The 14,627-nt window shown below is 68.4% G+C and carries 10 protein-coding genes; 8 read left to right on the top strand and 2 right to left on the bottom strand.

The window, feature by feature from the left end:
• The first annotated feature begins 36 nt into the window (after window positions 1-36).
• The 7 genes from N8I74_RS12150 (at window position 37) to N8I74_RS12180 (ending at window position 12,602) form a co-directional block, all read left to right on the top strand.
• The gene (locus tag N8I74_RS12150) at window positions 37-2,655 is read left to right on the top strand and encodes a PD-(D/E)XK nuclease family protein (protein WP_263123370.1); all 2,619 of its coding nucleotides are present in this window, start codon (window positions 37-39) and stop codon (window positions 2,653-2,655) included.
• A complete protein-coding gene (locus N8I74_RS12155) occupies window positions 2,652-5,960 on the top strand; it encodes a UvrD-helicase domain-containing protein (RefSeq protein WP_263123371.1) in 3,309 nt (1,102 codons plus the stop codon). The genes N8I74_RS12150 and N8I74_RS12155 overlap by 4 nt, the downstream gene beginning before the upstream one ends.
• Window positions 5,961-5,965: 5 nt before the next feature.
• Entirely contained in the window at window positions 5,966-6,988 is a 1,023-nt protein-coding gene (locus N8I74_RS12160; RefSeq protein ID WP_263123372.1) for a TIGR03790 family protein, read from the top strand.
• 132 nt (window positions 6,989-7,120) lie between these two features.
• Window positions 7,121-9,187: a sensor histidine kinase gene (locus tag N8I74_RS12165; RefSeq protein WP_263123373.1), complete on the top strand. Its 2,067-nt coding sequence runs from the start codon at window positions 7,121-7,123 to the stop codon at window positions 9,185-9,187.
• Window positions 9,188-9,291: 104 nt separating this feature from the next.
• Window positions 9,292-10,113, top strand: a complete 822-nt coding sequence (locus N8I74_RS12170) for a thymidylate synthase (protein ID WP_263123374.1) — start codon at window positions 9,292-9,294, stop codon at window positions 10,111-10,113.
• An 84-nt stretch (window positions 10,114-10,197) separates the two neighbouring features.
• Window positions 10,198-12,099, top strand: a complete 1,902-nt coding sequence (locus tag N8I74_RS12175; protein WP_263123375.1) for an ATP-binding cassette domain-containing protein — start codon at window positions 10,198-10,200, stop codon at window positions 12,097-12,099.
• Window positions 12,096-12,602 carry a retropepsin-like aspartic protease family protein gene (locus N8I74_RS12180; protein ID WP_263123377.1) on the top strand — a complete coding sequence of 169 codons (507 nt, stop codon included), beginning with the start codon at window positions 12,096-12,098 and terminating at the stop codon, window positions 12,600-12,602. Before N8I74_RS12175 ends, N8I74_RS12180 begins: the two co-directional genes overlap by 4 nt.
• A gap of 199 nt (window positions 12,603-12,801) precedes the next feature.
• On the opposite strand, the gene N8I74_RS12185 is transcribed toward N8I74_RS12180, so the two are convergent.
• On the bottom strand, window positions 12,802-13,650 hold the full coding sequence (locus N8I74_RS12185; protein ID WP_263123378.1) for a class I SAM-dependent methyltransferase: 849 nt from the start codon (window positions 13,648-13,650) through the stop codon (window positions 12,802-12,804).
• Window positions 13,651-13,818: 168 nt separating this feature from the next.
• On the bottom strand, window positions 13,819-14,052 hold the full coding sequence (locus N8I74_RS12190) for a hypothetical protein (protein ID WP_263123379.1): 234 nt from the start codon (window positions 14,050-14,052) through the stop codon (window positions 13,819-13,821).
• A gap of 152 nt (window positions 14,053-14,204) precedes the next feature.
• Between N8I74_RS12190 and N8I74_RS12195 the strand changes: the two genes are divergently transcribed.
• The gene (locus tag N8I74_RS12195) at window positions 14,205-14,549 is read left to right on the top strand and encodes a hypothetical protein (protein WP_263123380.1); all 345 of its coding nucleotides are present in this window, start codon (window positions 14,205-14,207) and stop codon (window positions 14,547-14,549) included.
• Window positions 14,550-14,627: the final 78 nt, after the last annotated feature.

Below are 14,627 nucleotides of genomic sequence, written 5' to 3' on the forward strand. Positions count from 1 at the left end.
TGCTATCATGGGCAGCCAGCCCTTTGCGCCGTCCGCATGTCCTTGCCCGATCCGCCCCTGCTGACCCTTGCCGAACTGGCCGCGCTGCCGGCCGACGACACGGTGGTGGTCACCGTCAACAACCGGCTCGCGCGTCGGTTGTCCGGCGAACTGGCACGTCACGCGCCAGCCGGGGTCGCGGCACAGGCCCGGGTGCTGCCGCTGTCGGCGTGGCTGGAGGCATTGCTGGAGTCTGCCCTCTTCCTGCCCGATGCGCCGCCGTTGCCGGCACGGCGGTTGGATAGCTTCGGAGCACGCTTGCTGTGGGCGGACACCATCCGGGCCGCCGAGACCGCGCGGCCGTTGCTGGATGAGCGGCGCCTGGCGGCATTGGCCGAGGAGGCGGACGCGCTGGCCGATGAATGGCGCATCGGTTTGGATGCCCCGGATGCGGGCGAGGAGACACAGCGCTTTGCGCTGTGGCGGCAGCGCTACCGGCGCCAGCTGGCGAAGCTGGACGCGGATGATGCGACCGGGCGCGCCGAACAGGTGCTGGCCTTGCTCACCGCAGGCGGCCTCGCCTTGCCGTCACAGCTGATCTGGGCCGGATTCCGCGACTTGTCACCCCGTCAGGCAGCGCTGTGGCACGCGCTGGCCGGGCAGGGGGTGGCCCAGGCGCGACTGGCCGATCCACCAGTAGCGGCCGCGCCGCAGCGTTTTACCGCGCTCGATCCACAGGCCGAATGGCGCGCCGCCGCCGCGTGGGCCGCCGAGCAGCTGACCGCCGATCCGCAAGGGCGCTACGCCATCCTGGCACCGCAGCTCGAAGGCGTGGCGCCGTTCGCTAGACGGGTGCTGCTGCAGACCTTGGGCGAGACGGTGCCTTTCAACGTGTCGGTGGCCCGGCCACTGTGCGACTGGCCGCTTGCGCATGCCGCGCTCGGTTGGCTGTCGGTGCTGACGCTGCGCACCGACTACCGGCCGGCGCAGCTGGGTGCCGCATTGCTTGCCGGCCATTGTGCCGGCGATCTGGCCGAGGCCGGCGAACGGGCGCGCCTGGATGCGCAGTGGCGCCGGCGCGGCGTGCTGGTGCTGTCCACGGCGGACTGGCTGCGGGAGCTGTTCGCCTGTCCCCGGCTCTCCAATGCCTGGCCGGCAGCGCAGGCGGCACTTTCCGGGCGTGCCGCACGTTGTGACACCTGGGCCCAGCGCTTTGCCGCGGCATTGACGGCGCTGGGCTTTCCGGGGGATCGCCCGCTTGACAGCGCCGCCTACCAGGTGCTCGACGCCTTTTCGGCGCTGCTCGCACGCTTTGCCGGGCTGGCCGCGCCGGCCGGCACGCTGGATGCGGCCGGCGCGGTGCAACTGCTGGTACGACTGGCGCAGGACACGCCGTTCCAGCCGGAACGCGATCCGGGCAGCCGGCTTGACGTGCTCGGCCTGCTCGAAGCGGAGGGCGAACGCTGGGACGGCATCTGGCTGCTGGGGCTGACCGACGAGGCGCTGCCGGCGCCGGCGCGCCCCAATCCGCTGCTGCCGCTGTCCGGACTCAAGCGCGCCGGCGCACCGCGTGCCACGCCCGAGCGCGAACTGGACTACGCCCGGGCGCTGTTTGCCGCGCTGCTGCAATGCGCACCGCAGGTGATCGTCAGCCACGCCGAACGCGACGGCGAGCGCGAGCTGCGTGCCTCGCCACTGATCGCCGCGCTGGCTGCCACCGAATGGCACCCCCGGCCCGCCCCGGCGGTCGTGCCGCTGCCGCTGGATGCACTGGACGACGAGGCGGGGCCGCCGCTGGGTGAACGTGACCAGGTGGCGGGTGGCACGCAGATCCTCGAAGCGCAGGCCAAGAATCCCTTGTGGGCCTTCGCCCGCTACCGTCTCGGCGCCACCGCCTTGCCGCGTCATGCGGAGCAGGTGGCGCCGCCGGTGCGCGGCCGCTTTCTGCACGGGGTGCTGGAGCAGGTGTGGCGGATGCTGGGCGATCAGGCCGCCCTGCTGGCCGCGCGCGCGGACGGCAGCCTGCCGACACTGATCGCCACCGCGGTGGCGGAGGCGGCGCGCCAGACGCTGGGCGAGCTGCCCGCGGCGGTGCGCGAACTCGAGATCGCCCGCGCCGGGCAGGTGGCGGCCGACTGGCTGGCGCTGGAGGCGGCACGCCTGCCGTTCGCGGTGACGGCACTGGAGGCACCGCACAGCTGGCGGCGCGGGCCACTGACGTTGAAGCTGCGGCTGGACCGGCTCGACACGCTGCCCGGGGGCGGCGCGGTGATCGTCGACTACAAGACCGGCAATGTGCTCGACACCGCCGGATGGGGCCGCGCGCGGCCGACCAATCTGCAGCTGCCGCTGTATGCCGCGGTGTTGGGGGAGGGCGTGCAAGGCTTGCTGCTGGCGCGGCTCAACGCCCGCGAGGTGGCGGCCAAGGGCTTGGCGGCCGAGGCGCTCGGCCTGCCCGGCGTGCTGCTGCCGGATGCATTGGGTGCAGGCAATCCGCTCGCCGGGCTTGCCTGGGATGGCATCCTGGCGCGCTGGCGCAGCAGCATCGAGACACTGGCCGACGAATTCGCCGCCGGGCACGCCGTCAATGTCTCCCAGGGGGCTGGCGATCTGGAGTTCTGCGACGTGTTGCCTTTCCTGCGGATCACACTCGATCGCGAGGAGAGCGAGGCGTGAGCCCCCTTCAGCCCAGCGATGCCGCGGCACGGCAGGCGGCACTCGATCCGACGCGCTCCTTCCTGGTGCAGGCTCCGGCGGGGTCGGGCAAGACCGAGCTGCTGACCGACCGCATCCTGGCCTTGCTCGCCACCGTGCAACGGCCGGAGGAAATCGTGGCCATCACCTTCACCCGCAAGGCCGCGGCGGAAATGCATGCACGGGTGATGGCCAAGCTGGTCGCGGCGCAGGGCCCCGAGCCCGCATCGGCCAACGGCCGGCAAAGCTGGCAGCTGGCGCGCGCGGCACTGGCGTGCGATGCGCGCCTGGGCTGGCAGTTGCTGGCGCACCCGGGGCGGCTGGCGATCCAGACCATCGATTCGTTCTGCGCAAGCCTCGTGCGCCGCATGCCTTATCTGTCGCAATTGGGCGGCATGCCCGGCACGGTGGACGATGCCTGGCCCTACTACACTGCCGCGGCCCGCGCCACGCTGGCGTTGGCCGACGATGCAAGCTACGGTGCGCCGGTGCGCGCGTTGCTGGCACATCTGGATGTCAATCTCACCGCCACCGAGCAGCTGCTGGCACAGATGCTCGCCAGCCGGGACCAATGGCTGCCGCTCCTGGGCGGCGCCGAACGGGAGATGCTGGAAGCCAATCTGGCCGCCGTGGTCGGCGAGGCGCTGCAGTCGCTCGCCCGGGCAATGCCGTTGGGATGGCTGCACGAACTGCCCCCGCTGGCGCGGGCTGCCGCGCAATGCCTGGAGCCTGACGCACCCGGCGTGCTCACACCGCTGCTCGACTGGCACGGCCCGCTGCCGGCCACGCCCGAGGCATTGCCGCAGTGGCGGGCGCTGGCGCAACTGCTGTTGACCGCCAGTGGCGGCCTGCGGCGTCAGCTCACCAGGCAGATCGGCTTTCCCGCCCAATGCGCCCACAAGGCGCCGATGCTCGAATGGCTGGGACGCCATCTGCCCGACGCCGACTGGATCGCGCGATTGGCGGAAGTGGCCGAACTGCCACCGGCGCATTACAACGATGCGCAGTGGCGGATCCTGGAGGCACTGCTGTCCACCCTCCGGCTCGCGGCGGCCCAGCTGCAGCTGGCGTTCGCCGCGGCCAGCGAAGTGGATTTCATCGAGATCGCGCAACGTGCGCTGGCAGCATTGGGCGAAGCGGATGACCCGAGCGAGCTGTTGCTGCGGCTCGATGCGCGCATCCGCCACCTGTTGATCGACGAATTCCAGGACACCAGCCAGCCGCAGATCGCCTTGCTGGAAAAACTGACCGCGGGATGGGGGCAGACGGGGCAGGGTGGTCAGGACGGGCACACGCTGTTCCTGGTCGGCGATCCGATGCAATCGATCTACCGCTTCCGCAAGGCCGAAGTGGGGTTGTTCCTGGCCGCGCGGGATACCGGTGTCGGTGAGATCGTGCCGGACTTCCTCGCGCTGACCGACAACTTCCGCTCGCAGGCCGGTGTGGTGGAATGGGTCAACACCGCCTTCGCCCGGCTGTTCCCGGGGCAGGACGACGCCGAACGCAGTGCCATCGCCTACGCCCGTTCGGTGGCATTCAACCCGGCGCTGCCCGGCGCGGCGGTGGCGTTCCACCCAGTGTGGCGCGCCGAAGGGGCACGACCGGCCGAGCCGGAGGAGGACATCGTATTGCGCCTCGTCCGGCAGGCGCAGGCCGAGGGCGCACGCAGCATCGCCGTGCTGGTGCGCGCGCGCGGCCATGCCCATGCCATTGCACGCCGGCTGGCTGGCGCCGGGGTACCGCACCGGGCGATCGACCTGACCCCACTGGCGCAGCGGCCGGTGGTCGCCGATCTGGTGCAACTGGCCCGTGCGCTCGCCCATCCCGGTGATCGGCTGGCCTGGCTATGCGTATTGCGCGCGCCCTGGTGCGGGCTGACGTTGCACAGCCTGACCCTGCTGCTGGGGCACGACCACGACACATCGGTGCCGGCGTTGCTGGCCTACGCACCGCGTCTTGCCATGCTGGCGCCGCAGGAGCGCGAACGCGCCGAGCGCGCCGCCGCGATCCTGCTCGACGACGGCAACGCGTCGGGTGCCTGGCCATTCGCGGCCTGGGTCGAGCGGGTCTGGCGCCGGCTGGGCGGCGATCTGATCTATGCCGACGCGCGCGATACGGCCGACGCCGAAGCATTCCTGCGCCTGCTCGAAACCCTTGCTCCCTACCGCGTACCCGATCCGGCGGCGCTGGATGAGGCGCTGGCGCGGCTGTATGCCGCACCCGATCCCAAGGCGGATGGCGTGGAAATCATGACGATGCACAAGAGCAAGGGGCTGCAGTTCGACGTGGTGATCCTGCCAGGGCTGCACCGCAGGGGAGCGGCCGACCGTGCCCCGCTGGTACGGTTCGAGGCACTGCGCGGCGCGGCCGGCGTGCGCCTTCTGATGGGACCGATCAAGCGGCTGGTGGACGCCGGCGCCGACCCGGTCTCGCGCTACCTGGGCCTGCGCGAAGCACGCCGCGCCGCCTTCGAGACGGACCGCCTGCTGTACGTGGCGGCCACCCGCGCCCGGCACCGGCTGCATCTGGTGGGCGAGGTCAGCGTGGGTGAGGACGGCGAACCGCGCAAGGCTGCCGCCGGTACCCTACTGGGGCGGTTGTGGCCCCTGCTGATGCCGTTGCAGGCACCGCCCCGGCTGGATGCGGCCATGCCCGCCGGCACTGCCGTGCTGCGCGGGCCGCCGCTCTTGCGCGCGGCGCTGGCCGATCTGCCGCCGGCCGCTGCCGCGCCGTTGCCGCCGCGTCTGCCCGGCACGCCGGACTGGTCGCAGCAGCGCCTGGAGGCGCAGGCCGGCATCGTGGCGCATGCCTGGCTGGAGCAGCTCGGACGCATGGGGCCGGCCGGATGGGATGCCGCACGGCTGACCGCCGCGCTGCCGCGCATCGAACGCCAGCTGAGCCGCGCCGGTGTGGCGGGCGACGAATTGCCGGCCGCGGCCCGGGTGGTGTTCGATACGCTGCTGGCGACGCTGGCCGATGAACGCGGACGCTGGCTGCTGACGCAGCCGGCACAGCGGGAGTGGCGCCTGTTCGACCAGGACGGCGGCCAGCAGGTGATTGATCTGGCGCTGCATACCGGAACAGGCTGGCTGGTGGTCGACTACAAGACCGGCCTGCCGCACCCGGGCGAGACCCCGGCGCGCTTCGCCGAACGGATGCTGCAGCGCCACCGCGGCCAATTGGCCGGCTATGCCGCTGCCGTCGCCGCGCTGAGCGGGCTGCCCGCGGCGGCGGCGCTCTATTTTCCGCGTGCCGGCCTGTGGCTGGACGTGCCTTCGCAGGAGTGAACACGATGCGCAAGATGCTGTGCGGCTGGCTGTGGCTGGCCGGATCGGCGCTGGCGGCACCGCCCGCCTACCAGTTGGGGCCCGAGCAGCTCGGGGTGGTGATCAATGCCGCCGATCCGCTGTCGCGCGAAATCGCCGACTACTACGTCAAGCGCCACGGCGTGCCGCAGCAGAATGTGGTGGCGGTGACGCTGCCCGCCGACCGGGTGTGGATCACCGAGGCGGAGCTGGCGCAGGCGCGCGCCCGGGTGGACGAGGCCATGCCCGCCGGGGTGCAGGCCTTGGCGCTGACCTGGGCCAAGCCCTACCGCGTCAACTGCCTGGGCATCACCTATGGCTTTACCGCAGGCTACGTGCCGGGCGTGTGCGAGCAGACCTGCAAGCCGACGCCGCTTTCCAAGTATTTCAACAGCCCGGCGGTGCAGCCCCATCGCGAACTCGGATGGCGGCCAAGCATGATGGTGGCGGCCGAATCGCTGCCGCAGGCCAAGGCACTGATCGACCGTGGTGCCGCCGCCTGGGGCAGCCACCCGCTGGCGGCGGCGTACTTCGTGCGTACCGGCGACAAGGCACGCGACAGCCGCGCCCCGCTGTTTCCGCGCGCCGGCCGGGCCGGTCCGCTGGCCCTGCGGCCGATCGAGGCCAAGACGCTGACTGACCGGCATGATGTGATGATCTACCAGATCGGTGCCATCCGGGTCGCCGACCTCGATACCTTGACCTTCGTGCCAGGGGCACTGGCTGACCACCTCACCTCGACCGGCGGGCAACTCACCGACAGCAGACAGATGAGCAGCCTCGCCTGGTTGAACGCTGGCGCGACCGCAAGCTACGGCACCGTCAGCGAACCCTGTTCCCATCCGCAGAAATTCCCGCACCCGCAGGTTTTGCTGGCGCATTACCTGGTCGGTGCGACGGCGGTGGAAGCGTACTGGAAGAGTGTGGCCTGGCCGGCCCAGGGCGTCTTTGTCGGTGATCCGCTCGCGGCACCTTATCGCCGCACCGGCCCACTGCGCGCGGCGCCCTGACATATTTCGTCAATATGCCGAGGACGCCTGTAGCCACAAGGCCCGCGGCGGGGCGGGCGGGTGCTGTTTCCACCGGGCGGCGGCCGCCGTCCTGCGCTTGGCGCGGCTTGGGTGCTCGGCTATGCTCGCGCCATGACTGAGCCAGACAAATCCGCCTCCAGCCTGTTCCGGCGCGTGCTGCGCAACATGGCATTGCGCATCGGCCTGGTGGCGCTGGCCGTCACCGCGCTGTCCTACTACTACAGCTACTGGCGTTTCCAGGAAGAGGCGCTGGCCCACCTCGGCAAGTACATCGCGGCACGCAGCCAGCTGGAGAGCGACCCGTTCCTGCAGGCCGAGACCAATACCCGGCGGTTGCGCGACGAATTCGTGCGCCGCTTCGCGCTGGCGGCCCAGACCGATCCCGCACCCGAGTTCCATCGGCTGCTGCAGCAGGAACGCGACGGCATGTGGCGCATACGGCTGGAGCAGGACGACTTCGAGCACCAGGCCACGGTGGCCTTGCTGCCCTCGGTGAAGCTCACGCCCGATTTCATGCGCGAAGTGATGGTCGCCTTCCATCTGACCAGCCAGTACGGCCCGGCCTTCCGCAGTCGCTATTACGACACCTTCATCGACCTGAATGTCTCGGACGGCAGCATCATGTACCTGCCGGACCTCAACTATGCGCGCAACGGCTCGGTCGCCGATTTCGCGATGAACCTCGAAACCGAGCTGGGTGCCACTCCCCAGCGCAATCCCGAGCGCAAGACCTTCTGGACCGGCATCTATTTCGACAAGCAGGCGGTGCAGTGGATGGTCTCGGTGGTCACGCCGATCGATTACATGGGCCGGTTCATCGGCGGGGCCGGACAGGACGTATTGCTCGACCAACTGATCGAACGCACCAACAGCGTCAGCATCCCGGGCACCTACAACTTCATCATCGCCCGCAACGGCGATCTGATCGCCCATCCGGGCCGCTCGCACCAGATCCGCGATGTGAGCGGGCCTTACAACCTCACCCAGGTCAACGACCAGCCATTGCGCGACCTGTACCAGGCGGCACTGGCCGCGTCGCCCAAGCAGCCCTTTGTCGAATCGCTCGATGGGCGATCCTGGCTGGGCGTGGCGGAAATCAAGGGGGCCAACTGGCTGTTCGTCTCGGTCTACCCCAAGCGCCTCCTGAAGGAGAAGGCGGCCGTCGCCGCCAGCATGGTGCTGCTGCTGGGCATGGTGGCATTGCTGCTGGAACTGGGCGTGATGACCTGGACGCTCAATCATGACGTGTCACAGCCGCTGCAGCGGCTGAAAGGGGCGATCCGTGCGCTGGCCGAAGGCCGGCGCAGCGCCGACCTGGACAAACACCGCAAGGACGAGCTGGGGGAACTGGCCCGCACCTTCGACAGCATGGCGGTCACCATCGAGGAACACCGCCACAATCTGGAAGGGCTGGTCGAGACGCGCACGCAGGAACTGGGCGTGCGCAACCTGGAGCTGGAAGCGGCCAACCTGCGTCTGTTGCAGCTCAATGAGGAGAAGAACGAGCTGCTGACCATCGCGGCGCACGATCTGAAGAACCCGGTGGCCAGCATCCAGGGCATGGCGCGGATGATCGGCGAAAAGCTGCCCGAGTGGCCGGCCGAGCGGGTGGAGGAGCGGCTGCAGGGCATCGTCAAGCTCTCGGACCGCATGCAGCGCATCCTTGGCAACCTGCTCGACATCAACGCGTTGGAAACCGGCCAGTACCAGCTGCGCGCCGCCGAGCTGCAGCTCGATCCGCTATGTTCGGACCTCGTGGCCCATTGGCAGGCGCAGCTGTCCGAAAAGCAGCAGTGCTGCATCTGCATGCCCAGTGGGCTCGCAGTGCGCGCCGACCGCGAAGCGCTGTGGCAGGTGCTGGACAACCTGCTTTCGAATGCGTCCAAGTACGCGCCACATCAGACGGCGATCCGGATCGAGGCGCTGACGATCGGCGAGCGCGTGCAGATCCGCGTGTCCGACCAGGGGCCGGGCATCGCGCCGCACGAGATGCAGCGGCTGTTCCGCAAGTTCAGCCGGCTCTCCGCGGTGCCGACCGGCGGCGAGCATACCACCGGCCTTGGCCTGTCCATCGTCAAGCGGCTGATCGAGGCCATGGACGGGCGGGTCGGCTGTGAGAGCGTGCTCGGGCACGGTGCGACATTCTACGTGGAGCTGCCGGCGGCCAAGCCTGCCTGAGCGTGGCCGCGCGGGCAGGGCGCGGGTGACGTCTTTTTGCATTGCGGTTAGAATCAACGGCCGCCCTGAGGGCGGCCGTTTTCGTTCCACCCGGGAGTTCCGCCGTGCGGCAATACCTCGATCTTCTGCAGCACGTTCTCGATCATGGGGTCAGGAAGGAAGACCGTACCGGCACCGGCACGCTGTCGGTGTTCGGATACCAGATGCGCTTCGACCTGAGCCAGGGGTTTCCGCTGGTGACCACCAAGAAGGTGCACCTGAAGTCCATCCTCTATGAGCTGCTGTGGTTCCTGCGTGGCGAGACCAACAACAACTGGCTCAAGGAACGCGGCGTATCGATCTGGGACGAATGGGCCGGGGAGGATGGCGAGCTGGGTCCGATCTATGGCTACCAGTGGCGCAGCTGGCCGACCGCGGACGGGCGCCATATCGACCAGATGGCGCAGGTGCTGCATCAGCTCAAGCACAATCCAGATTCGCGCCGCATCATCGTCTCCGCCTGGAATGTCGGGCAGATCGAAGACATGGCGCTGCCGCCGTGCCACGCGTTCTTCCAGTTCTACGTGGCGCCGGCCGCCCCGGACGATGCCGACCGGCGCGGCCGCCTGAGTTGCCAGCTCTACCAGCGCAGTGCCGACATCTTCCTCGGGGTGCCGTTCAACATCGCCTCCTATGCCTTGCTGGTGTTGATGCTGGCGCAGGTATGCGATCTGCGGCCCGGTGACTTCGTCTGGACCGGCGGCGACTGCCATATCTATCTCAACCACCTAGAGCAGGTGCGCACCCAACTCGAACGCGCACCACGGCCGCTGCCCGGCATGCGGCTCAACCCTGAGCGGCGCGATCTGTTCGCCTTCGAATACGACGACTTCACGCTGGAAGGCTACGAGCCCTGGCCGGCCATCAAGGCCCCAGTCGCGGTGTAGACGCCCGCCCGCCGCCGGCCCACCGCAGCGCCGTGCCGTGCATGGTCGGACGGGCAGGGCGCGGTTGCGGTACACTCGCGCCCCATGATCCGCCTCAAGTCCCTTACGCTGCGGCGCGGCACCAAGGTCCTGCTGGACCAAGCCGAGCTGACCCTCCATCCCGGCCAGAAGGTCGGCGTGGTCGGCGCCAACGGTGCCGGCAAATCGTCCTTCTTCGCCCTGCTGCGCGGCGAGCTGCATGCCGATGCGGGTGATCTGCTGCTGCCGCCGCGGCTGGTGATCGGCCATGTGGCACAGGAGACTCCGGCGCTGACGCGCAGCGCGCTCGACTACACCCTGGATGGCGACGCCGAACTGCGCGCGCTGCAGCAGCAGCTTGCCACTGTGGCCGACGACGGCGTGCGCCATGGCGAACTGCTGGCGCGGCTGGAGGCCATCGACGGTTACAGCGCCCCTGCGCGCGCCGCCAAGCTGCTGGCCGGCCTTGGCTTTGCCGAAACCCAGATGCAGCAGCCGGTGTCGAGTTTCTCGGGCGGCTGGCGCATGCGCCTGAATCTGGCGCAGGCGCTGATGTGCCGCTCCGATCTGCTGCTGCTGGACGAACCGACCAACCACCTGGATCTGGAGACTGTGGTCTGGCTCGAAGGCTGGTTGCGCAGCTACCAGGGCACCTTGCTGGTGATCTCGCACGACCGTGATTTCCTGGATGCCACCATCGGCGCCATCCTGCATGTGGAGAACGGCAGGCTTGCGCTCTATACCGGCGACTACGGCGATTTCGAGGCGCAGCGCGCTGAAAGACTGGGGCAGCAACAGCAGGCTTTCGAGAAGCAGCAGCGCGAGATTGCGCACCTGGAATCCTTCATCACCCGCTTCAAGGCCAAGGCCAGCAAGGCCAAGCAGGCGCAAAGCCGGGTGAAGGCGCTGGAGCGGATGGAACGCATCGCCGCCGCGCATGTGGACACCCCGTTCACCTTTGCCTTCCGCGAGCCCGAATCCAGCCCCAATCCGCTGCTACGGCTGGAGCACGGCGAGGCCGGCTACGCGGCTGGCCAGCCCTTGCTGCACCAGCTCAACCTGAGCCTGGAAAAACAGGCGCGCCTTGGTCTGCTTGGCGTGAACGGCGCCGGAAAATCGACGCTGATCAAGACCTTGCAAGGTGAACTTCAACTGCTTTCAGGGCAGCGGGTCGAGGGCAAGGGCCTGAAGATCGGCTATTTCGCCCAGCATCAGCTGGAGCACCTGCGCCTGGACGAATCGCCGCTCTGGCATCTGCAAAAGCTGGACCCGCAGACGCGCGAGCAGGAGCACCGCAATTTCCTCGGCGGCTTCGATTTCCACGGCGAGATGGCGACCGCGCCGGTGGCGCCGTTCTCCGGCGGTGAAAAGGCCCGGCTCGCGCTGGCGCTGCTGATCTGGCAGCGGCCCAATCTGCTGCTGCTGGACGAGCCGACCAACCACCTGGATATCGAGATGCGCCAGGCACTGACCCGCGCACTGACCGATTTCGAAGGCGCGCTGATCGTGGTGTCGCACGACCGGCATCTGCTGCGCGCCACAGTGGACGACTTCTGGCTGATCGAAGCCGGCCGGGTCCGGCCATTTGACGGCGACCTGGACGACTATGGCCGCTACAGCCAGGAAAAGCGGCTGGAAAGTGCCCGTGCCGAGCTGCCGGCCGCGTCGGGCGAGGCGCTCGATCGCAAGGCGCAGAAACGGGCCGAGGCCCAGGCGCGGCAGCAGCTGGCTGTGCTGCGCAAACCGATCGAACAGCAGCTTGCCGCCGTCGAGAAGAAAATGACGCCGCTGTCGCACGAGCAGGCCGGGTTGACCGAGCAACTGGCCGGCACGCAGATCTATGCGCCCGAGTGCAAGGCCGCGCTGCAGGCGGCGCTCAAGCGTGCCGCCGAGCTGAAGACCGAGCTGGACGCGTTGGAGGAGACCTGGCTCACGCTGCAGGCGCAACTGGACGAATTGGGCTCATGAGACGAGCCATGCGCGGCAGCAGCATCGGCCCCTTGCTGGTCTGGCTGGTGGTATTCGGCGGCGTGTTCCTGGTCATGAAAGTCTTCATCGAGGCGCGCCAGACCCCGGCGATGACCGTGCAGACGCAGGGCAACGGCGAAATCGCCATCACCCGTGCCCAGGACGGGCACTATCGGCTGCGCGGCGAGATCAACGGCGAGCCGGTCACCTTCATGATCGATACCGGCGCCACCGCGATCACCTTGCCGCAACCACTGGCGCAGCGGCTGGGCCTGCCGCGCGGCCAGACCATCGTCTCGCACACCGCCAATGGCACGGTCGAGGGCTATGCCACCCAGCTTGACTCGCTGCGCATCGGCAATATGCTGTTGCGGCAGGTCCGCGCCGGCGTGGTCCCCAACATGCCGGGCGGCGAGGTGCTGCTGGGCATGAATGTGCTGGGCAGGATGGAAGTGGTGATGCGCGGCGAACGGATGATCCTACGGCCGATCGCATCGGAGTAGCGGGCACGGCAGCCGGCTTGAGCGCTGCCGCGTCCCACCGGCCCGTACCCACCCGGGTCGGCGGAAACACCCGACCACGGTACTGGCAGGAAGCGCGCAACGTGCTGGACTCCGATGAGGCAGGCTGCCATCGCCCGCAGGCCGTACAAGGGCGTACCGCAGGGGGATGCGACGCCCCGGAAGTGTTTGCCGGCCGCGCCTATCCGGGCGCCCGCGCCTCGATCAGCCAGCAGGCCGCGCTGAAGCGCACTTCGCCATCATGCAGGTAGCGATCGAATGCCGGCCGCAGCGCCGCGACGATCTGCTGCCGTGCCGCCTCGTCCTTGTCCGCAAGCAGCCGGCCGACCGGGCCCAGCCGGGTCAGGTAGCGCGGCAACGCCGTCTCGGGGAAAGCGCAGACCGCATCGACCGGTTGCACGGCAACCCGGGTCCAGCCGCTGGCGGCAAGGAGGTCCTCCACGTGCCGGCGCTCAGCGAACGCAAATTGTCCGGGACCGTCAGGCCGCGCTTGGGCAAGGCCGGCCAGCAGGTGCGCCGCGGCCCGCTCGGCTTCGACCATGAAGGGGTTGTCGCCGGCGCTGCGCCAGGCCAGGCAGCGCAAGGCACCTGCGGGCCTGACGGCGTACCGCAGGTTGGTGAAGGCGCGCACCGGGTCGGAGAAGAACATCACGCCAAAGCGCGATACGACGGCATCGAATCCGGCCGGCGCAAAAGGATAGGTCTGCGCGTCCGCCTGGACGAAATGCACCTGGCCGTCGCCAGGCTGTGCCCGCGCACGGGCGACGTCGAGCATGGGCGCCGAGACATCGATGCCGAGCACCCGGCCCGCCTGGCCGACGCGACGCGCCAGCGCCATCACCGTCGCCCCGGTACCGCAGCCGACATCCAGGACCACGCTGCCCGGCCCCACGCCAGGGGTGGCCGCGATCAGGTCTTCGAACGGCTTGAACATCCGATCGAGCAGCGCGTGCTCATCGCGCCAGGCGTGCCCGGCGGCGCCGTTCCATTGCGCGATCTGCGCGTCGTTCCGGCTTGGTGGGTGATGCATGGTGTTACCTCCGTTGTTTGGACGACTTCGGACACCAGGGTGCCAACTCAAGTCGACTTGAGGTCAAGTGGTCGGAGCAGTTGCACCATGGTGACGCGGTCATCGTGGAGTCCCTGCGCATTGCTGGCGTCGGCAGATCGGCACCACCAAGCGGGCGGTCCGTTCCGGTCATCGGCAGCAGGGGCATGCACGCGGGATGGTCGCCACAGCTCGTGTATCCATCGCCAAACGTGGCAGCAGACCATCCGGATCGGCCACCGCCAGGGCCGCGAAAGCGCCAAAAATGGCCAGATCACCGTGGCATTTGTCTTGGCCAATGACAAACCATTGAGCAATAAGGGGAAATGACCGCTCAATCAACATCGGACATGCCCGGCAATACGACAAGATCGTCAGTTCCATAACACCCTGACCTCGGGATTTCATCTGCACAAGGCAAAACAACGCCGACGCGGATCGGCTGTTTGCTGCAGATGGACCGGGTGTCCATTTCCTGCTAGATTGAGCCGCCATTTTCCACAGAATCCGTGTTTTCCGGACGGTCCCGCCCCACCATGCAGCGTCTGCTGATATTGCTTCTATTTATTCTGCCGCTGCATGCAGTGTGGGGAGAGGTATTCGACACCTTCATGGTACCGGCCATCTTCAGCGAACCCCACGCCCGGGCAGGCGCAAACGATCTGGATGATCCTGTGGCAGTGGCCACCCCATTGGCATTGCTTGAGCTTGTGGAGCAATGCCATGCCAATTGCCATTCGGTGCTTGAACCGCCGGTATACACCCTTGCCCACCCATTGAGCGCCCGAAGTCATACATTGGAATGGTCGCTCTTTCCTTATCGCTCACCGCATTTGCCAGGGCCTGACAAGCCCAAATGGCAGGCTCATCTCATTTCTTGACCGTTTATTAGTCGAATTGCCCGCGACCATGCACCTGGTCATTGTCTGCGCTCGCCCGTAATGGGCCGCCAGGGCAAT

The organism is Chitiniphilus purpureus (genome assembly GCF_025642115.1).
Classification (GTDB): domain Bacteria; phylum Pseudomonadota; class Gammaproteobacteria; order Burkholderiales; family Chitinibacteraceae; genus Chitiniphilus; species Chitiniphilus purpureus.